This window comes from Bradyrhizobium sp. SZCCHNR1017, assembly GCF_032381375.1.
Classification (GTDB): Bacteria; Pseudomonadota; Alphaproteobacteria; order Rhizobiales; family Xanthobacteraceae; genus Bradyrhizobium.
Genome location: NZ_JAUHIR010000002.1, coordinates 1 through 26,359 on the forward strand (window position 1 = coordinate 1; position 26,359 = coordinate 26,359).

22 protein-coding genes are annotated in these 26,359 nt (G+C 66.1%); 14 read left to right on the plus strand and 8 right to left on the minus strand.

Going from position 1 to position 26,359, the window contains the following annotated elements:
* Positions 1 to 226 precede the first annotated feature (226 nt).
* From QW863_RS05630 to QW863_RS05655, 6 genes are all read right to left on the minus strand, one after another.
* Positions 227 to 1,129: an ABC transporter permease gene (locus QW863_RS05630; RefSeq protein WP_315714960.1), complete on the minus strand. Its 903-nt coding sequence runs from the start codon at positions 1,127 to 1,129 to the stop codon at positions 227 to 229.
* Between the two features lies 1 nt (position 1,130).
* Positions 1,131 to 2,066, minus strand: coding sequence for an ABC transporter permease (locus QW863_RS05635; protein WP_315714959.1), 936 nt, complete (start codon positions 2,064 to 2,066; stop codon positions 1,131 to 1,133).
* Positions 2,067 to 2,155: 89 nt separating this feature from the next.
* The gene (locus tag QW863_RS05640; protein ID WP_315714958.1) at positions 2,156 to 3,445 is read right to left on the minus strand and encodes a PotD/PotF family extracellular solute-binding protein; all 1,290 of its coding nucleotides are present in this window, start codon (positions 3,443 to 3,445) and stop codon (positions 2,156 to 2,158) included.
* A 35-nt stretch (positions 3,446 to 3,480) separates the two neighbouring features.
* The gene (locus QW863_RS05645) at positions 3,481 to 4,515 is read right to left on the minus strand and encodes an ABC transporter ATP-binding protein (protein ID WP_315714999.1); all 1,035 of its coding nucleotides are present in this window, start codon (positions 4,513 to 4,515) and stop codon (positions 3,481 to 3,483) included.
* A 508-nt stretch (positions 4,516 to 5,023) separates the two neighbouring features.
* On the minus strand, positions 5,024 to 5,236 hold the full coding sequence (locus QW863_RS05650; protein WP_315714957.1) for a hypothetical protein: 213 nt from the start codon (positions 5,234 to 5,236) through the stop codon (positions 5,024 to 5,026).
* Positions 5,237 to 5,258: 22 nt separating this feature from the next.
* A complete protein-coding gene (locus QW863_RS05655) occupies positions 5,259 to 5,921 on the minus strand; it encodes an aldolase (protein ID WP_315714956.1) in 663 nt (220 codons plus the stop codon).
* 120 nt (positions 5,922 to 6,041) lie between these two features.
* Here QW863_RS05655 and ltnD point away from each other — a divergent pair, with 120 nt between their 5' ends.
* The 10 genes from ltnD to QW863_RS05710 all read left to right on the plus strand — a co-directional run bounded on the left by ltnD (position 6,042) and on the right by QW863_RS05710 (position 20,492).
* Entirely contained in the window at positions 6,042 to 6,965 is a 924-nt protein-coding gene (gene ltnD, locus QW863_RS05660; RefSeq protein ID WP_409977898.1) for an L-threonate dehydrogenase, read from the plus strand.
* A 22-nt stretch (positions 6,966 to 6,987) separates the two neighbouring features.
* Complete coding sequence (gene otnI / locus QW863_RS05665) at positions 6,988 to 7,770, plus strand: 2-oxo-tetronate isomerase (protein ID WP_315714954.1); 783 nt, start codon at positions 6,988 to 6,990, stop codon at positions 7,768 to 7,770.
* Positions 7,767 to 9,044: a 3-oxo-tetronate kinase gene (gene otnK, locus QW863_RS05670; protein WP_315714953.1), complete on the plus strand. Its 1,278-nt coding sequence runs from the start codon at positions 7,767 to 7,769 to the stop codon at positions 9,042 to 9,044. The genes otnI and otnK overlap by 4 nt, the downstream gene beginning before the upstream one ends.
* A gap of 278 nt (positions 9,045 to 9,322) precedes the next feature.
* Complete coding sequence (locus QW863_RS05675; protein ID WP_315714952.1) at positions 9,323 to 11,350, plus strand: methyl-accepting chemotaxis protein; 2,028 nt, start codon at positions 9,323 to 9,325, stop codon at positions 11,348 to 11,350.
* Between the two features lie 526 nt (positions 11,351 to 11,876).
* Positions 11,877 to 13,580, plus strand: coding sequence for a methyl-accepting chemotaxis protein (locus QW863_RS05680; protein ID WP_315714951.1), 1,704 nt, complete (start codon positions 11,877 to 11,879; stop codon positions 13,578 to 13,580).
* 119 nt (positions 13,581 to 13,699) lie between these two features.
* The gene (locus tag QW863_RS05685) at positions 13,700 to 15,256 is read left to right on the plus strand and encodes an ABC transporter substrate-binding protein (RefSeq protein WP_315714950.1); all 1,557 of its coding nucleotides are present in this window, start codon (positions 13,700 to 13,702) and stop codon (positions 15,254 to 15,256) included.
* Positions 15,257 to 15,893: 637 nt separating this feature from the next.
* A complete protein-coding gene (locus tag QW863_RS05695) occupies positions 15,894 to 17,585 on the plus strand; it encodes a methyl-accepting chemotaxis protein (protein WP_315714949.1) in 1,692 nt (563 codons plus the stop codon).
* A gap of 344 nt (positions 17,586 to 17,929) precedes the next feature.
* Positions 17,930 to 18,895: an MBL fold metallo-hydrolase gene (locus QW863_RS05700; protein ID WP_315714948.1), complete on the plus strand. Its 966-nt coding sequence runs from the start codon at positions 17,930 to 17,932 to the stop codon at positions 18,893 to 18,895.
* A 39-nt stretch (positions 18,896 to 18,934) separates the two neighbouring features.
* Positions 18,935 to 20,041 (plus strand): tetratricopeptide repeat protein, encoded by a 1,107-nt coding sequence (locus tag QW863_RS05705; RefSeq protein WP_315714947.1) that lies wholly within the window; start codon positions 18,935 to 18,937, stop codon positions 20,039 to 20,041.
* Between the two features lie 112 nt (positions 20,042 to 20,153).
* Entirely contained in the window at positions 20,154 to 20,492 is a 339-nt protein-coding gene (locus tag QW863_RS05710; protein WP_315714946.1) for an antibiotic biosynthesis monooxygenase, read from the plus strand.
* A 15-nt stretch (positions 20,493 to 20,507) separates the two neighbouring features.
* Here the strand turns inward: QW863_RS05710 and QW863_RS05715 are convergent, their stop codons facing one another.
* On the minus strand, positions 20,508 to 22,019 hold the full coding sequence (locus tag QW863_RS05715) for an acetyl-CoA acetyltransferase (protein ID WP_315714945.1): 1,512 nt from the start codon (positions 22,017 to 22,019) through the stop codon (positions 20,508 to 20,510).
* Positions 22,020 to 22,153: 134 nt separating this feature from the next.
* Between QW863_RS05715 and yghU the strand changes: the two genes are divergently transcribed.
* From yghU to QW863_RS05730, 3 genes are all read left to right on the plus strand, one after another.
* A complete protein-coding gene (gene yghU / locus QW863_RS05720; protein WP_409977899.1) occupies positions 22,154 to 23,074 on the plus strand; it encodes a glutathione-dependent disulfide-bond oxidoreductase in 921 nt (306 codons plus the stop codon).
* A gap of 588 nt (positions 23,075 to 23,662) precedes the next feature.
* Positions 23,663 to 24,862 (plus strand): molybdopterin-dependent oxidoreductase, encoded by a 1,200-nt coding sequence (locus tag QW863_RS05725; protein ID WP_315714943.1) that lies wholly within the window; start codon positions 23,663 to 23,665, stop codon positions 24,860 to 24,862.
* Between the two features lie 5 nt (positions 24,863 to 24,867).
* Positions 24,868 to 25,197, plus strand: coding sequence for a cytochrome c (locus QW863_RS05730; RefSeq protein WP_315714942.1), 330 nt, complete (start codon positions 24,868 to 24,870; stop codon positions 25,195 to 25,197).
* Between the two features lie 30 nt (positions 25,198 to 25,227).
* Here the strand turns inward: QW863_RS05730 and QW863_RS05735 are convergent, their stop codons facing one another.
* Positions 25,228 to 25,839 (minus strand): flavin reductase family protein, encoded by a 612-nt coding sequence (locus QW863_RS05735; protein WP_315714941.1) that lies wholly within the window; start codon positions 25,837 to 25,839, stop codon positions 25,228 to 25,230.
* Between the two features lie 179 nt (positions 25,840 to 26,018).
* Between QW863_RS05735 and QW863_RS05740 the strand changes: the two genes are divergently transcribed.
* On the plus strand, positions 26,019 to 26,309 hold the full coding sequence (locus tag QW863_RS05740; protein WP_315714940.1) for a hypothetical protein: 291 nt from the start codon (positions 26,019 to 26,021) through the stop codon (positions 26,307 to 26,309).
* Positions 26,310 to 26,359: the final 50 nt, after the last annotated feature.

Below are 26,359 nucleotides of genomic sequence, written 5' to 3' on the forward strand. Positions count from 1 at the left end.
TGCTTGACGAATCGAGCCGATTTTGAAGTGTCAACCATCTCCCCGAACACCCGTCAGCTATGTCCCCGGGCTGAACACTGCGCTCGCGATGACGGAGTATGTGGGATATGCTGTGCCCGCCACAACCGTCATTGCGAGCGCAGCGAAGCAATCCAGGGGCCAAGGCAAAGGTCTCTTTGGCTAAGATGTCGAGCAACAGCGGCGACTGTTCGGTCAGCCGCCGCGGCTACACCATCCCCTTGCCGGCATCCGAGCCTTGCCGTCGCTGGCGGGCCTGCAGGACCAAGATCACCGACAGCGCGGCGAAGATCACGACGAAGGACACCGCCGATGTCAGCGTGCCCAGCGCGTAGATGTCGGGCTTGGTGACGGTCGTCGTCAGGCCCTGCAATTCCAGCGGAAGCGTATTCACCGAGCCGATCGCCTGGCTGGAGCGGGCGAGTTCGTCCCAGGACAGGGTGAAGCCGAACAGGCCGATGCCGACCACGGATGGCAGGATGATCGGCAGCACGACGTGGCGGAAGGTCTGCCAGGGCGTGGCGCCGAGGTCGCGTGCGGCTTCCTCCAGCCGGCCGTCGAAGCGGTTGAAGATCGCGAACATGATCAGGAGTCCGAACGGCAAGGTCCAGGTCAGATGCGCGCCGAGGCCCGAGGTGAACAGGCCCATCGCGGTGGTGTAGCCGTCTGCGAGCCAGCCGAGCCCGACATCGGCGCCGTGCTTGTTGATGAAGTCGTCGATCAGCCGGAACTCCAGCGCGATGCCGAGCGAGGTGATGATCGAGGGCATGATCAGGCTGGCGATCGCTGTGTAGAACAGGATCGAGGCGCCACGGAACGGCTTGCGGAACGCCATGCCGGCCGCGACCGACAGCACCACCGTGATTACCATCACCACGAGGCCGAGCGCCAGCGAGCGCTTGAACGCGGCGCCGATGTCGACGATGCCGCCGCCGGAAAACACCTTGCCGAACCAGGTCAGCGACACGCCGTTCATCGGAAACGTCAGGCCGCCATCCGGTCCTTGGAACGACAAGATGTAGATCGCGATCATCGGCCCGTACAGGAACAGCACATAGGCTGCGAAGAAGGCCGCAAGGATGTAGAAGGAGCGGGGGCGCTTGTCTCCCATCTCAGAGCTCCTTGCGCACGTCGACGATCCGCGTCAGCGCGGAGATGATGATGATGGTGATGCCGAGCAGGATCACGGCATTGGCCGCGGCGGCCGGGAATTGCAGTGCCGACAGCCGGGACTCGATGATCTTGCCGGCGGAGGCGATCTGCTGGCCGCCCATCACGCCGACGGTGACGAAGTCGCCCATCACGATGGTGATGACGAAGATCGAGCCGATCACGATGCCGGGCTTCGACAGCGGAATGACGATGTTGACCAGTGTCTGCCAGCCCGATGCGCCGGCATCATAGGCGGCCTCGATCAGGCGCTTGTCGATGCGGATCATCGAATTGAAGATCGGCACCACCATGAAGAACGTGAACAGGTGCACCAGCGCCAGCACCACCGAAAATTCGGAGAACAGCAGCCATTCGATCGGCTTGTTGACGATGCCCACACCTTGCAGGCCCTGATTGACGAGGCCGTTGCGTCCCAGCAGCGGGATCCAGGCGATCATCCGGATCACGTTGGAGGTCCAGAACGGGATCGTGCACAACAGCGACAGCACGATCTGCCAGGTCTTGCTGCGAACGTGGAAGGCGAGGAAATAGGCGACCCAGAAGCCGATCATCAACGTCAGGCCCCAGGTCAGCAGGCACAGCTTCAGCGTCTTCAGATAGGTCTTCAGGATCGTGCACAGCTCGGGCAGGTTCGCGACGCAGCCTTCGAAGGTGTCGGTATAGCCGCGGAAGCTGAACGCCGGGATCATCTCATATTCGTTGTAGTCCCAGGCGCTGACGACGACGACGAGCACCAGCGGCAGGAGGAAGAACAGCGCGAATACCAGCATCATCGGGCCGGCCTGCAGCCACGCGATCGAGCGCTGGGTCAGCTTGCGGAAGGTGCTCTCCGCGGGCGCTACGGTGTCGGGCGAACTGTCGATCGTCACGGCCACGGAGATACCTGTCGTCAAGTCGCGGATGAACGGCTGAAAGGGTCTGCCGCGCCCACGACGTCGCGGGCGCGGCAGCAATGGCGGTCACATCAGGCGGCGATGAACTCGTTCCACTTGCGGACCATGTAGTCGTTCTCGTCCATGACGGCGTTCCAGCAGACGACGTTGCCCATGCGGTCCTCGTAGGAGCCGCCGTCGCGCACGGCGCCGGCCTTTTCCATCAGGGTGCCGTCGGGGGCCTTGATGTCGTTCTTCGCCGGCTTGCCTTCCATCCAGTAGCCCCACTCGTCCTCGGTCATGTTGGCCTTGGCGGTGGAGAGCACGGCCGAGTAGTAGCCCTGGCGGTTGAGATAGGCGCCGGCCCAGCCGGACAGGTACCAGTTGACGAACTCATAGGCCCAGTCGAGCTTCGGGCTGCCGCCCACCGCCTTGGAGACGCAGAAGCCCGAGGCCCAGGAGCGATAGCCTTCCTTGAGCGGCTGGAACACGCAGGGGATGCCCATCGAGCGCACCTTGGTGACGGCCGGCGACCACATCGACTGGATCACGGTCTCACCCGAGGCCATCAGGTTGACGGACTCGTTGAAGTCCTTCCAGAACGCGCGGAACTGGCCGGCCTTCTTGGCCTCGGTCAGCACCTTCATCGTCAGGTCGATCTCGGCCTTGGTCATGTTGCCCTTGTCGGCATATTTGTATTGGCCGGTCGCCTCGACGACGAGGGCGGCATCCATGATGCCAATCGAGGGAATGTTGAGGATCGAGGCCTTGCCCTTGAATTCGGGGTTGAGCAGCTCGGCCCAGGAGTTGATCGGGCGCTTGATCAGGTCGGGGCGGATGCCGAGCGTGTCGGCGTTGTAGACGGTCGGGATCAGCGTGACCCATTCGGTCGGGGTTGCCGAGAAGGTCTTGGAGTTGGCGCCGTCGAGATAGAGCACCTTCCAGGGCGCGGTGCCCTGGCCGCCGATCTTCTTGCCGTTTGGCAATTCGCCCTTGGTGAAGACGGGCGTGATGTTGTCGAATTCCTTGATCTTGCGCGCGTCGAGCGGGAAGATGTTGCCCGACGGCACCAGCTTCTTGAGCGAGAAATATTCGGTGTCGAGCACGTCGAACGAGTTCGGCTGGGTGATGACGCGCTTGGTGACGTCGTCGGTCGTCGCCGTGATGTATTCGATCTTGATGCCGGTGTCGGCGAGGCACTTCTTGGAGATCTCGTCGCCCTCGTTCACGGCGGTGCCGAGATAGCGCAGCACCTTGGCGTCGGCGGCGTGGACGTAGGGCGCGCTGAGCAGCGTGCCGGAGCCGGCGAGACCGGCAACGCCCGCCGCGCCCTTGAGCAGCGAGCGGCGGCTGATGGATGTCGTCTTCGATCGATCAGTCATGATCATCTCCTTGGGAAAGAACGAGCAAACGAAAATCAGGTGACCAGCTCCGCAGCCGGAGCGGCTGCGGCAGGGCGGGGCGTCAGTGCGTCAGCGAAGGCCATGTTCCAGGTGACGACGACGCGCTCGCCGATGCTGTGGGTCTGTGCATCGAACTGATCGTCGCTGAGCTGCGCCGAGATCTCGGGGCCACCGTCGGTCGCGACCGCGACCAGCACATAGGTGCCCTGATATTCGATCTTGCTGATGGTGCCGGGCACCACCGGGCCGTCGGTCGCCACATTCGGCGCCTTGAGCTGGATGCGGTCGACGCGCACGGCGAAGGTCTCGCCGTTCAGCGGGATCACGTTGTGGCCGCCGATGAAGCGGGCGGCGAACTCGGTGCGCGGATGATTGAAGATGTCGCGCGGGCTGCCCTGCTGCTCGATGCGGCCGCCATTCATCAGCACCACGAGGTCGGACAGCGCCATGGCCTCGTCCTGGCCATGGGTGACGTGAACGAAGGTGAGCCCGAGCTCGCGCTGCAGCCGCTTCAGCTCGGCGCGCATGCGCAGGCGCAGGAACGGGTCGAGCGCCGACAGCGGCTCGTCGAGCAGCAGGATCTGCGGCGAGGTGATCAGCGCACGGGCCAGCGCCACGCGCTGCTGCTGGCCGCCGGAAAGCTGCGCCGGCAGGCGGCCAGCATAGCTCTGCATGTCCACCAGTTCGAGCAGCTCGCGTGCCTTGGCGTGGCGCTCGGGCTTGGACACGCCTTTCATCTTCAATGCAAACGCGACGTTGTCGATCACCGACAGATGCGGAAACAGCGCGTAGGACTGGAACATCATCGCGGTGCCGCGCCCTGCGGGCGGCAGCTCGGTGACGTTCCTGGCGCCGACGATGATGTCGCCCGATGTCGCGGATTCGTGGCCGGCGATCATGCGCAGGGTGGAGGTCTTGCCGCAGCCGGATGGGCCGAGCAGACAGCAATAGGAGCCGGCGGGAATCCGCAGGTCGATTGCGTCGACGGCGGTGACGTGACCGTACATCTTCGTCACCTTCACCAGTTCCAAGCTCGCGCCCGCCGCCATCCGCCCTCCGTCGTCCTGTCCCGTGTCGGTCATGATCGCAGCTCGCTCCGTCGGGCGCCCGCGATCCGGCCCGTCTGATGTCTGCAACGGATATGCCAAGGGTCGCCGTGGGCGCGGAGCAGCGCGTGAAGATTGCGCGTTGGATGAGATGCGCATGCAACGCTCGAAAGGGCATTCCCCGGTCCCGGCGTCAGTCCGCTCAGATGGGCCGCCGATCCGGCCAAACAGCCGCGCCCACGCCGATGTGGAGGCATTTTGCCCTGTCCTTTCGTGCTCCGGGCGTGCTCAGCGATAGGCTGCAATCGATGGTGGAAGAGCGGGGCGCATCCCCGCGCCGCGGCAGCGACGAGCTGCCGGTGTTGTCCTTGCTCGACCGATCCGTCCCTGATTGCTGCCGCAGTCGCACTTTGCCTGAATATTAGGCATCGTTGTCCTCCCGAGGCAAGGCAGCTTGATGAGCGACAAGGCGGCGCAGGCTACCTCGCATGCAGGCCAGGCTGGCGGGACGCTAGATCCGCCGCGCCCGCGATCTCGCCTGCGCGGCGGCCACCAGCATGCGCTCGGCAATGCCGCGCAGCTCGCTGACCGCGATCGGATCAGAGGCGGCGAACGCGTCATAGGAGTCGGCTGCGATCGGAAACCAGCGATAGAAGCGGGCCTCCTCGTAGAGCACGCGGACAGCGGCATCGATCTCGGCCGGCGTTGTTGCGAAATATTGCATGCCCATCCATCCGCCGGCGGGATCAGTGATGACCGTTGTGATCGGGCAGGGTGAGGCCGAAGACTTTGACCAGATCGTCGACCTGCTGCGGCGACAGCTGACGCGGGTTGAGCCCGCGCAGCAGCAGATAGAGCTTTGCGGTCTCCTCGAGCTCCTCCATCGCGAACACGGCGGCTTCCAGCGTGTCACCGGACACGACGGGCCCGTGATTTGCGAGCAGGACCGAGGCGTATTTGCCGGCGAGACCCTTGATGGCATCGGCTACCGCGGGATCGCCCGGACGATGATAGGGCACCAGCGCGGTCTGGCCGCAGCGCATCAAGTAATAAGGTGTCAGCGGCGGCAGCGCGGCGCGCGGATCGATCTCCGGCAGCATCGAGATCGCGACCGAATGGGTCGAGTGCAGATGCACGACGGCGCGCGCGGCGTCGCGCGTCTGGTACAGCGCCGTGTGCAGCGGCACCTCCTTGGTCGGCGCATCGCCCGAGACCAGTCGCCCTTCGGCATCGAGCCGCGACAAACGGGCCGGATCGAGGAAGCCGAGCGAGGCATTGGTCGGCGTCACCAGCCAGCCGCCATCATCGAGTCGCACGCTGATGTTGCCGGACGAGCCCGGCGTCAGTCCGCGCTCGAACAGCGAGCGGCCGAACCGGCAGATGGCCTCGCGAATCGCAGTTTCCGCCACGGGTCTTTCCTCGCATGTCGCTGTTTTGCCGCTTTGTCTCACGCTTTGGCAACGCGGCCAAGCCGTGATACCCAGAGTGCAGTCCGGGGCAACCGGACATCTCCGGGAAACGCTTCAGGGATCTGCCGCATGCCGTCGCCATCGCAATTGAAAGTCGCCGTGATCGGGCTTGGCTCGATGGGATTCGGCATGGCGACCTCGCTGAAGCGCGCAGGCTTCGAGGTGACCGGATGCGACGTCTCGGCGGACGCGGTGGCGCGTTTCGTGGCCGACGGCGGCAAGGGCGCGACGACTCCCGCCGAGGCGGCTGATGGCGCCGACATCGTGGTCAGCGTCGTGGTCAATGCGGCGCAGACGGAAGCCATCCTGTTCGGCCCGGGCGGTGCTGCCGAAACCATGCCGAAGGACGCCGTGTTCGTCTCCTCCGCGACCATGGATCCTGACGTTGCGCGGCGGCTGGCGAAGCAGCTCGAAGCCACCGGCCGGCACTACCTCGACGCGCCGATCTCCGGCGGCGCGCAGCGCGCCGCGCAAGGCGAGCTGACGATCCTGGCCTCGGGCAGCGCGGCGGCGTTTGCCAAGGCGCGGCCGGCGCTCGATGCGATGGCGGCCAAGCTCTATGAGCTCGGCGATGCCGCCGGGCAGGGCGCTGCGTTCAAGATGATCAACCAGCTTCTCGCCGGCGTTCACATCGCTGCCGCCAGCGAGGCCATCGCCTTCGCCGCCAAGCAGGGTCTCGATATCAGAAAGGTCTATGAGGTCATCACCGCCTCGGCCGGCAATTCCTGGATGTTCGAGAACCGCATGCCGCACGTGCTCGACGGCGACTACACGCCGCGCAGCGCGGTCGAGATCTTCGTCAAGGACCTCGGCATCATCCAGGACATGGCACGCAGCCATCGTTTTCCGGTGCCGATCTCGGCCGCCGCGCTGCAGATGTTCCTGATGACGTCGGCCGCCGGCATGGGCCGCGATGACGACGCCTCTGTGGCGCGGATGTATGCGCAGGTCACCGGCACGACGCTGCCGGGCCCCTCCAAGTAGCAGCACGACGAGTCTTCACGCCATGCCCCGCTTCGCCGCCAATCTCTCGATGATGTTCACCGAGCATCCGTTCCTCGACCGCTTCGCGGCCGCCGCCAAGGCCGGCTTCACTGCGGTCGAATTCCTGTTTCCGTATGACCATCCGGCCGAGGAGGTCGGCAAGCGGCTGCACGGCAACGGCCTGACGCAGGCGCTGTTCAACCTGCCGCCCGGCAATTGGGATGCCGGCGAGAAGGGGTTTGCGGCGCTGCCGGAGCGCTTCGACGATCTCAAGGCGAGCCTCGAGACCGCGCTGCCCTACGCCATGGCGACCGGCGTGAAGCGGCTGCACATGATGGCGGGGATCGCCGAGCGCAGCGACGCCAAGGCCGTGGAGGCCTACGCCAAGTCGGTGGCCTGGGCGGCGGAGTTCTTCGCGCCCCACGGCCTCGACATCGTCATCGAGCCGATCAATCCGCGCAACGTGCCCGGCTACTTCCTCAACGATTTCGGCTTCGCCCGCGATCTGATCCGCGAGCTGAAGATTCCGAACCTGAAGCTGCAGTTCGACATCTATCATTGCCAGATCATCCATGGCGACGTCACGATGCGGCTGCGCGAGATGATGGACATCATCGGCCACATCCAGATCGCCAGCATTCCCTCGCGCAACGAGCCCGACGGCGAGGAGCTCAACTATCCGTTCCTGTTCGCCGAGCTCGACCGGCTCGGCTATGCCGGCTTCGTCGGCTGCGAGTACAATCCGCGCGGCCGCACCGAGGACGGGCTCGGCTGGTTCGCGCCCTACAAGGGAGTGAAGCCGTGAGCCTGAAGCTCGGCTGCATCGCCGACGACTACACCGGCGCCTCCGATCTCGCCAACACCCTGACCCGCGCCGGCCTGCGCACGGTGCAGACCATCGGCGTACCGGCTGATGACCTCACGCTGCCCGAGGTCGATGCCGTCGTGGTGTCGCTGAAGAGCCGCTCGATCGAGGCGTCGCTTGCCGTGGCCCGCTCACGCGAGGCCGACGCATGGCTGCGCGCACGAGGCGCCGACCACGTGCTGTTCAAGATCTGCTCGACGTTCGATTCCACCGACGCCGGCAATATCGGTCCTGTCATGGACGCGCTGGCGGGCGATGCCGGTGACACGATCGTGCTGGTGACGCCGGCGTTCCCGGAAACCAGGCGGACCGTCTACCAGGGCAACCTGTTCGTCGGCGGCGTGCCGCTCAATGAGAGCCCGCTCAAGGATCATCCGCTCAACCCGATGCATGACGCCAATCTGGTGCGCGTGCTCGGCCGGCAAAGCCGACGGAAGATCGGCCTGGTCGATCTCGCCACCGTGGTGCATGGGCCGGAGGCGATCAGCCACCGGCTGCAGGAACTGGCCGGGCAGGGCATGGGTGCGGCGATCGTCGACGCCGTGTTCGATGCGGACCTGACCGCGATCGGTGCGGCCGCCTTGAAGAGCCGGGTCTCCGTCGGCGCGTCCGGCATCGGGCTCGGCCTGGCGCGCGCTTTGGTCGAGGCCAGGCGCGTGCATTCCCACGGCTTGGCGCATCACGCCGATGCCCCCGTCGGCGGCTTGGCCGCCTGCCTCGCCGGCAGCTGCTCGCAGGCGACGTTGCAGCAGATCGCGCAGGCCGAGACCATCATGCCGGTGCTGCATCTCGATGCGGCGGGCCTCGTCGCCGGTCCGGACGAGGCGCAGCGCGCGCTCGCCTGGGCGCGTGAGCGCATCGCCAAGGGGCCCGTGCTGATTGCCTCCAGCGCGACGCCGGATCAGGTCAGCGCGCTGCAATCCAGGCACGGCCGCGAGGCGGCAGGGCACGCGATCGAGCAGGCGATGGCCGATCTCGCCGAGGGGCTGATCCAGGCCGGCGTGCGGCGGTTGATCGTCGCCGGCGGCGAGACCTCGGGCGCTGTCGTTGACCGGCTGGGGATTCCCGGCTTTCTCGTCGGTCCGGAGATCGCGGCCGGCGTTCCGGTGCTTCGCACGATCGGCGCCGACGCAGGCGACATGCTGTTGGCGCTGAAGTCCGGCAATTTCGGCGGGCCGCAGTTCTTCGCCGACGCGCTCGGGCTGATGCGCTAACTGCGCGTCAGCCGACTGCCGGCTGCGTCGGCCCGTGCCGGATTTTGGAACGACGTGCTGGGCCTCGGTCCCGATCTCATCATCTGCTTAGTTTGTGAGCCGTCGCTCGGCGCGGCAGCGCCGCCGTGCCGCCATAAGCATCGGGACGCACACTGAAAAAGCAGAAGTTTTTTGCGTGTAATGCCCGATAACTCCCGTAAATTAACGGTCTCTAGGGACCTCACCGCTATACCTCCAGTACGGACCGTCGCGTGACGCGTCCCTCTGTGGGTAGGGCAATGAAACTGAATCGGATCGGCTACAAACTCGGGCTCGCTGGCGCCATCGGCGCATCTCTCGCCGTCGGCATGATCGCTAACCAGTTGATGGCGGAAAGAGCGGTCAACCACGCCAATCAGCAGGCCGAGCGCGCGCGGCGCGTCGTCGAGAGCGTGCTGTCGGCCAGCATCAACATGCAGCAGACCCAGCTCGGTGGCCGTTCGGCGCGGCTGGCGCGTGCGCCGGCCGAGGCAGAGAAGGCAGCCGCCGACATTCAGCAGTTCTCGACCGGGATGGTGACGGACATCGACGCCGCGCTCGCCAACGTGTCGACCGCCGACGATCGCGCCCGGCTGACCCGGATCAAGGAGCTGATGACGAGCTATGCCGCGGGAGCGGTCGATCTCGCCGAGGCGCAGAAGAAGTTGCTGACGCAGATCGAGAAGCGCAGTGCCGTCTCCAACGACTGGAACACCAGCCTGAAGGCTCTGCTCGCCTCGCCGTCGCTGCCGAAGCTCGCCTTCCGCGAGCGGGTCGAGCGCCAGCTTCACGCCGCCGATGCCAAGTTGAACTACATGCGGTCGCAGGCCTGGCGGTTCGGTATGACTGGCGATGCCGCGACGATCCTGACGGTGAAGCAGACGGTGCCGGGGCTGAAGAGCTCGCTGACCGACGCCCGCATGCTGGCCGACGACCGCGAGATCCAGGCCACGATCACCAAGCTCAATGGCCTCGCCTCGGACTTCGTCGCCGCGAACGACGAGGTGGTGAAGACCGAGGGGATCAAGGAGGCCGTGCTGCGCGACCGCACGCTCATCTATCTCGGCGAGGCCGGCGAGCTGATGTCCTCTGCGATCCAGGACGCGCGCGCGCGCAACGCGAGCGCCCGGTTCGAGGCAGACCAGGTCGCCGCGCAAGCGAGCTATATCACGCTGTTTGTCGGATTGGCGGTTCTGTTGTCGGTGATCGGTTCGGTCGTGTTCTCGTTCCTCGGGATCGCGCGGCCGTTGACGCGGCTGAACGCGGCGCTCGGCGAGATGGCGCGCGGCCGGCTCGACATCGCCATTCCCGGCGCATCGCGGGGTGACGAAATCGGCGATCTCGCCAAGACCGTAACGGTGATCCGTGGCAATGCGGAGGAGAAGGCGCGCGCCGAGGCCGAGGAAAAGAGCGCGCAGGACGCGATCACGGCGCGCCAGCGCAAGGCCGACATGCAGCGGCTGGCCGAGCAGTTCGAAGCCGCGGTCGGCGAGATCGTGAACACCGTCTCGTCGGCCTCGAGCCAGCTCGAGCAGTCCGCCACCACGCTGACCCAGGCCGCGACGCGCTCGCAAGGCTTGACGACGGCGGTTGCGTCTGCCTCGGAGGAAGCCACGACCAACGTCCAGTCGGTGGCGTCTGCGACCGAGCAGATGGCCTCGTCGGTCACCGAGATCAGCCGCCAGGTGCAGGAATCGGCGCGCATCGCCAACGACGCCGTCGGCCAGGCCCGCACCACGACCGGGCGCGTCAGCGAGCTGTCCAAGGCTGCCACCCGCATCGGCGACGTCGTCGAACTGATCAACACGATTGCCGGCCAGACCAACCTGCTGGCGCTCAACGCCACCATCGAGGCCGCACGCGCCGGCGACGCCGGCCGCGGCTTCGCGGTCGTCGCCTCGGAGGTCAAGGCGCTGGCGGAGCAGACCGCGAGGGCGACTGGCGAGATCGGCCAGCAGATCTCGAGCATCCAGGTCGCAACGCAGGAGTCGGTCAGCGCGATCAAGGAGATCTCCTCCACGATCGAGAAGCTGTCGGAAATCTCCTCGACCATCGCAGCCGCCGTCGAAGAGCAGGGCGCGGCGACGCAGGAGATCTCGCGCAACGTCCAGCAGGCGGCGCATGGCACGCAGCAGGTCTCGTCCAACATCGCCGACGTCGAGCGCGGTGCGGCCGAGACCGGGTCGGCCTCGGCCCAGGTGCTCTCAGCGGCACAGGCGCTGTCCGGCGACAGCAATCGTCTCAAGCAGGAGGTCGCGAGCTTCCTCGGTTCGGTGCGGGCGGCGTAACGCCGAGCCGCGGAAGCGGCCACTCCCGGTCGCGCAGGGGATTGGAAGGCCGGAGCATCGAACGCTCCGGCCTTTTGCGTTGTCTGACCCCGCCGAGACACTCCGTGGCCCCGTTGCCTACGGCTTTTCTGTTCGCGTTGCATCGACGCCGGCAAACTAACCTGCGTAGTCAATCTGCGTTTTTAACTTGTGTTAAGAATCGGCGCGTAGGGTCCGGACGTTCGCGGCCAACGCGCAGTCGAGTCCCACGGGCAGACGGCGCTTCTCTCGTTCGGTCGCATGGCACGAGACGACGCGTCGCACGGCAAGCCGGAGCGCGTTACCGATCTGGACGGGCAACGATCAGTTTTCGATCGTTGCTCCGTATTTGCACGGACATCGTCTTAACCAGACTTAATATTGGGTTCCGTAGCTTCCACGCGTGGGCTGCGGGCCCGTTTGCGTGACGACGAGGGCGAGCCCCCCGACCGTCGACGTGATCTGTCCCCGAGCGCCCCAAGCATGAGTCGCGCCCGTGGAGACTGACATGTCGTTTGCAATGCCTCATCGCCTCAAGCTCACCATCGGGATCAAGATCTACGCCCTGATCGGTCTGAGCTTCCTCGGTCTGATCGGCCTGACTGCCTTCAATTCCCGTGAGCTCGCCGCCGGCCTCAAGCAGCAGAAGCAGCTCGAGCTGCGGCATCTGACCGAGCTCGCGCTCGCCATCTTCGCCGAGGAGCATGCTGCCGCGCAGAAGGGGACGATCTCGGTCGCCGACGCGCAGAAGCGCGCTCTGGAGCGCGCCTCCCAGCTCCGCTATGGCGGCAACGAGTATTTCTTCGTCACGGACATGACCGCGAAGATGCTGATGCATCCGATCTCGACCAAGCTGATCGGGCAGGACGTCGCGGACATGAAGGATCCGAACGGCAAGAAGCTGTTCCAAGAGATGATCGACGTGGTTCGCCAGCATGGCCGCGGCTTCGTCGACTACGATTGGCCGAAGCCCGGCTCCGAGACGCCGCAGCCCAAGCTCACCCATGTCGCAGGCTTCGCACCCTGGAATTGGCTGGTCGGGACCGGCGTCTATATCGATGACCTCTCGGCTCAGGCCTGGGCCTCGACGCGGCAGTCGTTGATGGCGGCCGGGATCGTGCTGCTGATCCTGCTCGTCGTGTCGACGCTCGTCGGGCGCGGCATCACCAGCCCTCTGCATCGCATGACCAGCGCGATGAAGAGCCTCGCCGGCGGCCGTCTCGACGTCGAGGTCCCCGGCGTAGGACGCGGCGACGAGATCGGCGAGATGGCCGGCGCCGTCGAGGTGTTCAAGAGCAATGCGGTCGCACGTCACGCGCTGGAAGCGGAGCAGAAGGAAGCCGAGCAGCGGGCGCTGGCCCGCCGCAAGGCCGACATGCACAAGATGGCCGACGACTTCGAAAGCGCCGTTGGCGAGATCGTCGAGACGGTCTCGTCGGCATCGTCCAGACTGGAAGTCTCGGCGGATACCTTGAGCAAGACGGCGGTCCGCGCCGGCGAGCTCGCAACCACCGTGGCGGCTGCGTCGGAGGAAGCGTCCACCAACGTGCAATCCGTCGCCTCGGCCACCGAGGAGATGACGTCCTCGGTCACCGAGATCGGCCGCCAGGTGCATGAATCCGCGCGCATGGCCAACGAAGCGGTCGAGCAGGCGAAGAAGACCAACGAGCGGGTGAGCGAGCTGTCGCGCGCGGCGAGCCGCATCGGCGACGTGGTCGAGCTGATCAACAGCATTGCCGGGCAGACCAATCTGCTGGCGCTGAACGCCACGATCGAGGCGGCGCGTGCCGGCGAGGCGGGGCGGGGCTTCGCCGTGGTCGCCGCCGAGGTCAAGGCGCTGGCGGAGCAGACCGCCAAGGCGACCGATGAGATCGGCCAGCAGGTGGCCGGCATCCAGGCGGCGACACAGGAATCGGTTGCGGCGATCAGGCTGATCTCCGGCAGCATCGAGCGGCTGTCGGAGGTTTCCTCGACGATTGCAGCCGCTGTCGAAGAGCAGAACGCCGCGACCAAGGAGATCTCGCGCAACGTGCAGCAGGCGGCGCACGGCACGCAGCAGGTCTCCGTCAACATCACCGACGTGCAGCGCGGCGCCACCGAGACCGGCTCGGCCTCGACCCAGGTGCTGGAGGCGGCCCAGGGGCTGTCGACAGACAGCAACCGCCTCAAGCGCGAGGTCAGCCGCTTCCTGCAGACGGTCCGCGCGGCCTGACAGGCCCGCGGCAACCTCATCAGCTCAATCAACGATCCGACCAGCGTGTCTCAACGAGTTCAAATCCCGTCATGATGGCCTTCCTTGACCTCCGGCCCCGCCACGAGGTGGTGAACCGGATGCGATCGCTCGCGACTTCCTCGGTGATCATCCTCACCCTCATGCTCACGACCTCGGTCGGTGCCGCGCCCGGCGACAACCTCGCCGTCGTGCGCGACCTCGGCGGCAGGATCGGTCCCGCCATCGGAGCGGCCCTTGCCTGCAGCGAGATCCCTCGGCCGCGGATCCAGGCCATCATCGGCAAGTTCCAAGCCGTCATCCGGGAGGCGTCGAGCGACGACGGCGATCGCAACGAGCTGACGCGCGAGTTCGACCGCTCCATCGCCGACGGTCGCGCGGCCGTGGCGAGTGGCCGCCAGGACTGCCGGCGGGCCGAGCTTCAGCTCGCAGACATCGAGCGATCGATCGGCGCGCCCGCAACGGCGGCCGGCGCGCTGCCGGACTCTGCGCCCTCCATCGCTGCGGCTGGTGCGACGAGCGCCGTGCCTGCTCCATCGGTTCGCGGCGTCACGGAGCGCGACATCACGTTCGGCAGCGTCTTGCCACTGTCGGGCGCGAACAAGGAATCGGGCCGGCTGCTCAAGGTCGGCATCGAAGCCGCCTTCAACCGCGCCAACGACGCCGGCGGGGTCAATGGCCGGATGCTCAAGCTCGTCGTCGCCGATGACGGCTATGATCCGAACCGCACGCTCGACGCCATGAAGCAGCTCTACGAAAAGGAGCGCGTGTTCGGCTTCGTCGGCAGTTTCGGGACCGCGACGGCGGCCGTCGCGATCCCATATTCGCTCGAGCGCCGGATGTTGTTCTTCAGCCCCTATACCGGTGCGAACGTCTCGCGCCACGATCCGCCGGACCGCTACGTCTTCAACTATCGTCCGAGCTATTCGGAAGAAGCCGATGCGCTGGTCCGTTACCTGGTGAAGCTGCGCCGCGTGCCGCCACGCCAGATTGCGCTGTTCGCGCAGGACGATTCGTTCGGCGATGCAGGCTTTGCCGGCGTGGCAAAGGCGTTTCGCGTCCTCGGCCTCAGCGACGCCGCGATCCTGCGCGTCAACTACACCCGCAACACCGTGGATGTGGAGCCGGCGATCAACCAGCTCAAGGCCCAGAAGGTGCCCGTCCGCGCGGTCATCATGGTCGCGACCTCGCGCGCGGCGGCGAAGTTCATCGAAAAAGCGCGCGACGCGCTTCCCGGCGTCCTCTTCGTCAATGTGTCGGCGGTCGGCGCATCGGCGCTTGCCAATGAGCTCATGCTGCTCGGTTCGCGCTACGCAGCGGGGGTCATCGTGACCCAGACCGTTCCCGCCGTCTCCGGCTATTCGAGCGTGGTGCTCGACTACAAGGCCGCGCTGGCTCGACATTTCCCCGGCGAACCGCCGGACTACACCTCGCTCGAGGGCTACATCGAGGCGAGCATCCTGGTTCAAGCCCTGAAGCAGGCCGGTCCGCAGTTCGATACCGAGCGGCTGATCGATACGCTGGAGTCGATGCGCAACATCGATCTCGGTCTTGGCGCCTCGCTCAACTTCGGCCCCGCCGAACATCAGGCCTCGCACAAGATCTGGGGCACGGCGCTCGACGAGACCGGCGCCTATCAGCCGATCGAGCTGGAATGACGCGGCTATCGCCGGGGTGCAGCGCGGCGCCAGCGAGACCGGCTCGGCGTCGTCCCAGGTGCTCTCGGCGGCGCAAATGCTGTCCGGCGACAGCAACCGACTGAAGCTCGAGGTTGGACGTTTCCTGGACACCGTGCGCGCAGCCTGATCCCGGCGCGCAGATCCCGACCAGACCAGGGCGTGGCCGCGAGGCCGCGCCCTTTTTCGTGGGCCGGTCGGCGCGGATGGCGGGCGAGGCAGCCGGCCAGGCGCGCGGGACCACCGACGCCTCGGCGAGCTGTCGAAGGCCGCGGACCGCATCGGCAAAGCCGTCGAGCTGATCAACACCACCGCCGGCCAAACCAACCTGCTGGCGCTCTCGCGCTTCCTGCAAGCGGTTCGCACCGATTGATCCAGATCCCTCCATCAACGGCGGCAACATGGTTGCGCCGTTCTGTGTGGCTCGCGTCGAGGCGACACGCCGGCGATAGGCCTTGTGAGATTGCGGCCGTCCGTGAACGGGGTCTTGCGACCCGTATTTCGACGGTTGTGGCATTTTATCTTAGGTTAATCGGCGACTGCGATAATCGATGCATCGTTTGCAGCAAAACTAGTCATGCCGATGCCGGCATGGCTCACGGCCATTGAAAGACTCGCCATGCGCAAGAATTTGCCCGTCACCAACGTCGAGTATCCGATCACGGATGACACGCTGATCGTGTCCAAGACCGACACGAAGGGCAAGTTGACCTTCTTCAACCAGGATTTTGTCGATGCGGCCGGCTTCACCGAAGCCGAGCTGATGGGGCAGCCGCACAACATCGTGCGTCATCCGGACATGCCGCCTGAAGCCTTCGACAATCTCTGGACCACGCTCAAGGCCGGCCGTCCCTGGGTCGGCGCGGTCAAGAACCGCCGCAAGAACGGCGACTATTACTGGGTGCTGGCGACGGCGTCGCCGATCTGCAAAGACGGCCAGGTCGTCGGCTACACCTCGGTGCGCACCAAGCTGCCCGCCGACCAGCGCGCAGAGGCCGAGCAGGTCTATGCGGCGATCCGCGAAAAGCGGCCACATGGTTACAAGATCGACGACGGCATCGTCCGCCGCCGCTCGGTGTTCGACCATCTCTCGATGTTCACCGGCACGATCGCGGCACGGCTGCGAACGCTGGTCGGATTGCAGACGCTGTTCCTGCTCGTGCTTGGTGTCATCTCGTTCGGAGAGGGCGGGCTCACCGGAATGACCGCCGTCGCGATTGCTGTAGCCGGTGTCGTGCTGTGTGGCCTGGTCGGACTGCGCACGATGAACGTGATCGTGGCGCCGCTCGATCATCTGAACGAGACGATGGAAAGCATCACCCAGGGCAAGCTCGACACCCGCATGCGCATCCAGCGCGACGACGAGATCGGTCGCGCCTTGCGTAACCTGCAGACCGTCCAGACGATGGTGCGGTTCAACGCCAGGGAGCTCGGTGAGCAGGAGCGGCGAGCAGCCGCCTCGCGCAAGAGGGAGATGTCGGAGCTCGCCAACAGTTTCGAAGGCGCCATCGGCAACATCGTCAATACGGTGTCCTCGGCCTCCAGCGAGCTCGAGAGCTCGGCCAACTCGCTGTCGAGCACCGCCGTGCGAGGGCAGGAGCTTTCCACCACCGTCGCCGCGGCCTCCGAAGAGGCGTCGGCCAATGTTCAGGCCGTCGCCTCGGCGACCGAGGAGCTCACTTCGTCGGTCCGTGAGATCAGCCGCCAGGTGCAGGAGTCCGCGCGCATCGCCTCCGATGCGGTCGAGCAGGCACGCCGCACCAATGATCGTGTCGGCGAGCTGTCGAAGGCGGCGACCCGCATTGGCGACGTCGTCGAACTGATCAACACGATCGCCGGGCAGACCAATCTGCTGGCGCTCAATGCCACGATCGAGGCCGCGCGGGCGGGCGAAGCCGGCCGCGGCTTTGCCGTCGTCGCCTCCGAGGTCAAGGCGCTGGCCGAACAGACCGCCAAGGCGACCGGCGAGATCGGCCAACAGATTTCCGGCATCCAGGGGGCCACGCAGGAGTCGGTCGGCGCCATCAGGGAGATCTCGACGACGATCGAGCGGCTGTCGGAGATCGCCGCGACGGTGGCGGCCGCGGTCGAGGAGCAGGGCGCAGCAACCGCCGAGATCTCGCGCAACATCCAGCACGCCGCCGCGGGTACACAGCAGGTGTCCGCCAACATTTCCAATGTCCAGCGCGGCGCCAGCGAGACCGGCGACACCTCGGGGCAAGTGCTCAGCGCCGCGCGCCAGCTCTCCGGTGATAGCCAGCGTCTCAAGCAGGAAGTCAGCCGCTTCCTGCAATCGGTTCGCGCCGCCTGACCCAAGACATGACGAAGCGGAGGACAGCGGCCGAGATTGGCCGCTGTCGCATCCGATAGTCGAACGACACAGCCCTACCGATAGCCGCGGACAGAGCCGACGACGCCCCCGCGAACCACGTCGACGCTCATGCGTGCGCCGTTCGTCAGGCGGCGCCCCGCTCGACCGGATCATCCCCCACCGTTGCAGACTCCCCACACCTGACGCCCCGGCCAGAAAGGCCGTTGTCGCGCCATAATCCCGCTAAGGTGCGGAGATTAACTTGTGTTAGGCATTTATTCAACCGACGGTATATTTGAGTGGCAGGCAATGTGATTGCGGGTGGTTTTTCGCGAAGGACCCTGGTGCTATCGGCCGCGACGGCCGCGGCTGCTTTGGGTCTCGATGCGGGACTAGCCGTCGTTGCCGCCAAGCCGCACCGCCGCACTGAGGATCCCGCACGCGGCTATCGCCGGATCACGATCGGCGAGGCGGAGGTGATCGCCCTCTACGACGGCGTGTGGGAAAAGCCGCACGAGGCCGGCTTCATCAGCAATGCCAGCATCAGCGACGTGAAGGACGCACTGCGCGCCGCTGGTCTGAGCCCAGCCTTCGTCCCGGTCCCGATCTCCACCTTCGTGGTGCGGCTGAAGGGCAAGACCGTGCTCTGCGATGCCGGCGGCGGTGGTCAGGTGCAGGGCTACAATTCCGACTCGATCTTCGTTTCGGGTCGCATGCTGGACAATCTGAAAGCAGCCGGCATTCGCCCGGAAGACATCGACACCATCCTGATCTCGCACTTCCATCCCGATCATATCTTCGGCCTGCTCGGCGAGAACACCGACGCGCCGGTGTTTCCCACCGCCGAGATCATCGTGGCTGCGGCCGAGTACAAATTCTGGACCGATGCATCTCTGACCAGCCGGCTGCCGCCGTGGCGGCAGGCGCTGGCGCGCCGCATCCAGAGCGTGATCCCGGGCTGGAAGAACGTGCTGCCGGTCGAGGGCGAGGACGAGGTGGTGCCCGGCATCCGCTTCGTCAGCGTCCCCGGTCATACCCCGGGGCACACCGCGTTTCATCTCGGCTCCGGAGCGGAGCAACTGATGATCTCCGGCGACACCGCCTATGTGCCGGCGTTGTGCCTGCGCCATCCGGAATGGCACGGCGCCTATGACCAGGACGGCGCGGCTGCCGAGGTCAGCCGGCGCAGATTGCTCGATCGTATCGTTGCAGAAAAGATGTTGGTTTGTGGATCTCATTTTCCGTGGGCCGCGTTCGGTCGGCTCACCCGCGATGGCGCCCATTATGCGCTCGACCTGCTCCCCGCGTGATCCCGGACCGGCCTCGGAAGAGAGGTTCGGGATCGCGCCATGACGACGCATTATGAGGTGCTCGGCGTATCGCCGCGGGCCGATCTCGACACGATCAAGCGGGCGTTCCGCCAGGCCGCCAAGGCGCACCATCCCGACCTCCGGGGCAGCGCCGATGCGGCGTCGGAGCATCAGCTCAAGCTGATCATCGTCGCCTACAACGTGCTGCGCGACGCGGGCCTGCGTGCCGAATACGACGCCCATCTCGCCTCCGAGCGCGACCGCGTCCGCCGCGAACGCTGGGACGCCATCCTGCAGTTTACCGCGGCGACCGCCGTGCTCAGCGCGGTCCTGATCGGCCTCGAGATTCTGCTGTTGCCCTCCGCCGGTGACTGGATGAGCAGGCAGGCGACGCGCTCGATCGTGACACCGTCGCCGCAGGCCCGATCGGGGCCGCAGCGCAAGGTCGCAGGTGAGACCGTCCCGGCGCCTGCCGTCCAGGACGCGACCGGAGCCGTGCTCCCGGTGCCGCCTCCGGCGGCGGAGGCCCCCGCGCCGCCTCCGCCGGCAGAGCCGAAAGCGGCAGAGCCGGTCGTGCCGCCTGCGCCGATGACCGCCGCATCCTTGGTGAAGCGCGCGATGGACCGCAGCCGACAGGGCGATCTTGAGGGCGCCGTCGCCGATTTCGACGAAGCAATCCGGCTCGCGCCCCGCAATGCCGATCTCTATCACTACCGCGCCAAGGATCTGGTCCGCATGGGTCGCTTCGACCGGGCGCTTGGCGATTATGAGCGGGCGATCCGGCTGGATCCGCACAACCCGATGCTGTTCCACGATCGTGGACTTGCGTTCCAGCGCAAGGGAGATCTCGACGAAGCCCTTGTCGATCTCGACCACGCCGTGCGCATGGGCTTCAGCGATGCCGCAACGTACAGCGACCGGGGCACGGTGTGGCTGGCAAAGGGGCACTACGACCGCGCGCTCGCCGACTTCAACCAGGCGCTCAAGCTGGATCCGGAATTGGCGGTCGCGGCCGCCCGGCGTGACGAGGCGCTCGCGCGCAAGCGCGACCAGCAATTGGCGGGCGACGACAGCGCGCCTCCGGCGGCTGCGGAGACCACGGGCACGGTGCCTGCCAACGTGAAGCCCAGGCGAAGTGGGCGCTGAGCGCCGGCCCGTGATCCGCACTCGACATCCAGGACGCGGTGGGCAGCGTTGTGCTCACACCTGTCGGCGCGACCGTTCCATCGCGCGGCGGTTTGCGATCCAGGAGCGCGCCATGAGCGTCTACGTGTCCGTCACCGGCTTCCGCCCGCATCGCGGCCTCACGCGGCTGGCGCGATTCTGGTGGCACACGCTGCGCGCCGTCCGCCAGGCGCGTGCGGCTCCCGGGAATCTGCGCGTCGAGCTTCGTCCGGTGAATGGCATCTATCACACGCTGACGGTCTGGACCGACGAAGCCAGCATGCGCGCCTATGTCAGAAGCGGCGCGCACCGCCGCGCCATGATCGGCTTCCGCGACCTCGGTGGCGGCAGGACGCTCGGCTTCGCGGCGGAGCGCGATCCCGATTGGGAGACGGCCTATGCGCGCTGGCAGCACGAGGCGCGGGAGGTGTGAGGCGACGGAAGCGAACTAATTCGTCCGCCACTCCGGCACACCATCGGCGGCCATCGTGATCGTGCCGAGCGCGCCGACCGGCGACCGGTCCTGATCCATCAGCCGCGCCAGCGTGGCTGCGTCCTGCGCCGGCACGCGCGCCAGCGTGCGCGTGTCCTGCTCGGTGCGCAGCATCACCACGCCATGCTCGACCTCGCCGTTGCGATCGAACAGCGCGGTGAAGCTCTCGACCCTGCCGCCGCCGCCGGCCTCGCTGACGAACTCCGGCGTTGCGGCGCGATGCCGATCGGCCTCGGCCTGCACGCTCACCTCCTGCGACAGCGATGACGGCGGCTCGCGCGAGATCACCAGCGCATGATGCTTGGTGACGAAGCCGCCCTGGCCGTACAGCAGGCCGCGCCTGGCGCCGCCGCGCAGCCGCCGCACCATCGCGCAGGCGGCATGCGTCATGTAGGTGTTGAGCGGCGCGCCGAAGAAGGTCAGCCCGCCGGTGACGGTCGGCTCCACGTCAGCGCCGAGGCCGAGGATCCGCCGCGCCATCTTCGGCACGCAGGGAAAGCAGCTGTAGAGCTCAATGACGTCGAACGCCGCGCCGTTGCCGCCGACGATGTTCATCGCGGCCCGCAGCACGGCGTTCTGCGGATGACTTTCGGCGAACTGATCGCGCGTGAGGTAGTCGCGCGGATCCTCCGCCGATGCGCCGCCGAGCGGATAGATCATGCGGCTGTCGGCAATGCCCGCCGCACGCGCCTTGGCCAGGCTGGTCAGGATCAGCGCCGCGCCCATGTTGACCATGGGATTGGCGACCATCAGCTTGGTGTAGGGCCAGGCGATCGGGCGGTTGTCGGCCGACGGCGTCGTGATCTCCTCGGGCGCGAAGTGCCGCTTCAGCCAGGCGTTGGGATTGTAGGCGGCAACCGCGGAAAAGCGCGACCACAGCTCGCAGGATTCGGCGAGCGCCTGCCGCGTCGTCTGGCCCCATTTGGCTGCGCTCGCGACTTCGTAGAACGGATAGACCGTGACCGGACGGAACACGCCGAGCTTCACCGCCAGCGGCTTCTGGAATGCAGCGCCGCGCTTCGGCTCCTCGACGTCATGCGCGAACGGCGTCCACGGCAGGGGCACGCCGGCGCGTTCGGCCTTGGTCGCCGTCGATTGCGCCTCGGCGCCGCAGACCACCGCGACCTCGCATTCGCCGCGCGCGATGCGCAAGGCGGCCTCGTGCAGAAAGCTGATCGGGCTCTCGCCGCCGACGGGACCGTAGTGGCAGTGCGCCGGCGTCACGCCGAGCCGCTGCGCGAGAAGCTGCTCGGGATCGCGGTAGCGCCAGCTCAGGAAGTTGACGACGTCGAGCGAGCCGGTGTCCTGGATGAGCTTGGCGCCCGCGTCATTTTCCGCGCGGCGGATCGCCTGTTCGAGCAGCGCCAGCGGCTCGAGACCGTCGCCGATGTCCTTGGGGCGATCGACGATCTCGCCCACGCCGACGATCACGGGAATGCGGTCGGGGGGCAGGGGACTTGCAGTCATCGGCGTTTCCAGGAGCCGGCCCGCGACGGACCGTCATTGTTGTCTTGTCTCCGTTCTGTCATCGCAGGTTCGACCGCGCAATGCAGAAAATGCTGATGGCGCCCGCGCGCAGCGTGGCTTCCGCTCGACGGCATATGCGCCTAAAACGCTCGCTCCTGACGCTCACGCCGGAGTCTGCCGTGTCTGAACAGAACAGCTATGTGCCGCCCAAGGTCTGGACCTGGAACAAGGCCAGCGGCGGCCGCTTCGCCAACATCAACCGGCCGATCGCAGGTCCGACGCACGAGAAGGAATTGCCTGTCGGTCGTCATCCCTTGCAGCTTTATTCTCTGGGAACGCCGAACGGCGTAAAGGTCACAGTGATGCTCGAGGAGCTGCTGGCGCTCGGCCACAGCGGCGCCGAATATGACGCCTGGCTGATCCGGATCGGCGAGGGCGATCAGTTCGGTTCGGGCTTCGTCGCCATCAATCCCAATTCCAAGATCCCGGCGCTGCTGGATCGCAGCGGGCCGGAGCCGATCCGCGTGTTCGAGTCCGGCGCGATCCTGGTTCATCTGGCCGAGAAGTTCGGCGCCTTCCTGCCGACCGAGCCGGCCAAGCGCGCCGAATGCCTGTCCTGGCTGTTCTGGCAGATGGGGGCTGCGCCCTATCTCGGCGGCGGCTTCGGCCATTTCTATGCCTATGCGCCGACCAAGATCGAGTATGCCATCGACCGCTTCGCGATGGAGGTGAAGCGCCAGCTCGACGTGCTCGACCGCCGCCTGGCCGAAAGCGAGTATCTCGCCGGCCCCGACTACACCATCGCCGACATCGCGGTGTGGCCGTGGTACGGCGCGCTCGCCAAGGGCCTGCTCTACGAAGGCGGCGAGTTCCTCTCGGTGCAGGACTACAGGAATGTCCAGCGCTGGACCGACCAGATCGCGCAGCGCACCGCTGTGAAGCGCGGCCGCATGGTCAACCGCGTCTCCGGCGATCCCAAGAGCCAGCTCCACGAGCGCCACGACGCCAGCGATTTCGACACCAAGACGCAGGACAAGATCGGGCAGGCGAGCTAGAGCCGCGATCGGGCCTAAGACTTGCTGTCATGCCCCGCGCAGGTGGGGCCATCCAGCACACCGTAGCCTCTCCGTCCATCACGACTGTCCTTGGCAAAGGCGCGCCGAGGTTATCGCTGTACCGCAGGGAATTCGCCTGCGGCTCCATGGCCCGTATGAGCGCAGCGACATCCGGATTCACCGACACGGCGCGTGGGACCCCGGATGTCGCTGCGCTCATCCGGGCTATAAGTCCGTGGCGCGATCGAGGCGCACGGCCTAACAACGGTCAGTGCGAGAAGCGCAGCGACGAAGCCATCCAGAGTCGACGTGGGGCTCTGGATTGCTTCGCTTCGCGCGCATGACGACGAGACCCGCCAACCGGCCCCTTCGCCGGCACGACTCGCGCGCACTCCGTGGCCCGCGCACGGTCTTCAGTTTTGCCGCAGTGCGATGAGTCGCGATGGTTTGATCTCTGACGCTCATGTCTTTTCTTGTCACAAGAGAATCGTGCAACAATCATCTCTCGCTGCAATGCAGGCCGCGAGCCGACCACATCGTCTTGAGGTGATGACCCCGGGCGAGAACGACCACTCCGGAGGGAGAGCCATGATCGACAGACGTGATCTGCTCAAGGGAGCAGGGCTGGCGGCGCTGCTGGGCGGGTTTGGCGCGACTCGCGCGCTGGCCGAGGACACCGTGACGTTGCCCTTCGCCAACGGCGAGCGCCCGCTGGTGAAGTATCCGCAGAAGCGGCCGATGATCGGCCTGACCAGCCGGCCGCCGCAACTCGAAACGCCATTCGGGGTGTTCAATGACGGCGTGATCACACCGAACAATGCCTTCTTCGTCCGCTATCATCTGGCGGGCCTGCCTTACGATCTCGATCCGGACAAGTTCACGCTCGCGGTCAAGGGGAAGGTCGACAAGCCGCTCAAGCTGTCGCTCAAGGACATCCGCAAGATGAAGGCGACCGAGATCGTCGCCGTCAACCAATGCTCCGGCAACAGCCGCGGCTTCTTCGAGCCGCGCGTCGCAGGTGGCCAGCTTGGCAACGGCGCCATGGGCAATGCGCGCTGGCGGGGCGTGCCGCTCAAGGCCGTGCTCGAGATGGCGGGCGTCCAGACGGGCGCGAAGCAGGTCACCTTCAACGGTATGGACGGCCCGGTGATCGACAAGACGCCGGACTTCGTCAAGGCGCTCGACCTCGATCACGCCATGAACGGCGAGGTGATGCTCGCCTATGGCATGAACGGCGAGGACCTGCCGTTCCTCAACGGCTTTCCGCTGCGCCTGATCGTGCCGGGCTACTACGGCACCTACTGGGTCAAGCACCTCAACGAGATCACCGTCATCGACAGCGTGTTCGACGGCTTCTGGATGAAATCGGCCTATCGGATTCCGGACACGCCGAACAATGCGATCGAGCCCGGGACCGCGCCGAAGGCGACGATTCCGATCAATCGCTTTACGGTCCGTTCCTTCATCACCAGCGTGAGCGATGGCGCGAAGCTGAAGGCGGGCACGGCGACGCTGCGCGGCATCGCGTTCGACGGCGGAAGCGGGATCAAGCAGATCGCGGTCTCGACCGATGGCGGCCAGACCTGGACCGATGCCAAGCTCGGCAAGGACCTCGGGAAGTATTCCTTCCGGGAGTGGAAGCTGGCGGTGAAGCTTGCCCCGGGGTCCCACGATCTGAAGGTGCGGGCCACCAGCAATTCGGGCGAGACTCAGCCAGAGACGCCACGCTGGAACCCGGCCGGCTATCTGCGCAATGTCGTCGAAACCGTCCGCGTCACGGCCGCCTGAGGAGAATGACCATGCAACGGACGTCCTTCCTCCTCGCCATGCTGGCTGTCGGACTTGGCTGCCTTACCGGCACATCCGTCTCCCTCACCGCAGCACCGGTCAACTACAAGGTTCCGCAGGAGACGGCGGCCTTCAAGCCGGGGCCCGATCTCGCCGTCGTGCAGGGCAATTGCGCGGCCTGCCATTCCGCCGACTACATCAAGACGCAGCCGCCGATGAAGAACAAGAAGGAGTTCTGGCAGGCCGAAGTCACCAAGATGATCAAGGTCTATGGTGCTCCGATCGATGAATCCGATGTCGGCAAGATCGTCGACTATCTCGCCGCGACCTACTGACGTTTCGCGCCGGCGGAAGCCATCGAACGCTCAGCTGGCGCCCTTGGCCGGCGGGAAATCCATCCGGTCGTCGGTGCGGCAATAGCGGTCGGCGAACATGCGCCCGACAGGATGGAACAACTCCATCTCAACCCGCATCTTCTCGGTGTCCCACAATTCGTCACGGATGTGGAAGGCGAGGCCTTCGCCGAGCACCAGCACGCGATCGCCATTGACGTCGATGAGCTGCCAGGTCTTGCACTCCATCGCGAACGGTGCCTCCGCCAACCGCGGAACGCCGATCATCCGGGACGGTTTGAGCTTGAGCCCAAGGTGATCCGGCTCGCCGATCTCGGGCGGAAAGTCGCCGCCGGTCTCGTGCATCGCCTGCGCCAGGGGCTCGTCGGTGATGTGGACCACGAACTCGCCTGAGCGGCGGATGTTGACCAGCGTGTCCTTGATCCGGCCGTCCGGCCGCAGGTTGATCGCGAACACGCACAGCGGCGGGTCCTCGCCGAGCACGTTGAAGAAAGAGAACGGTGCGGCGTTGACCACCCCGGTCTCGCCTCTCGTCGTAACCCAGGCGATCGGCCGTGGCAGCACGAAGGAGGTCAGGATCTTGTAGCGCTCGCGCGGGCTGAGATCGGTGGCGAGGTATTCCATGTAGAGGCCTCTGATGCGTCGGTTCCCCGACCGTAGTGGGCCGTGACGCGATCCGGAAGCCAATAAAGCGGGCAAGGAGTGCGCCCCTCGGCGTCGTCGCGGGAAATTCCCATGTTTCCGGGAACGGCTCCGCCAGCGCCACGTTCGGACAGCACGGCAACTACAAATGGAGGTCGCCCATGAAACAAATGATCAGTCTGGTTGCTTGCGCATTCGTCGTCTCGGCCACGTCAGCGCTGGCGCAGGGCAGCCCACAGACCACGCCGCCGCCGAGTGCGCAGAATTCCGGAGCAGGCATCCAGGGCGCGCCTGGCAACAAGAACGGACCGGGCACTGAGAGGAAAGGCGGCACCGTCGGCTCGTCCACGATCAACCGCCATAATCCGGACGTCAGCGCTCAGGACCCGTCGAACATCAAGGGCATGCCGGGGAATAAGAACGGCCCACCGGCCAACAAACCGCAGGACTGACGCCTGCGATGGCAGCTGCGCAATCGCGCAGCTGCCATCGCACGCCAGCG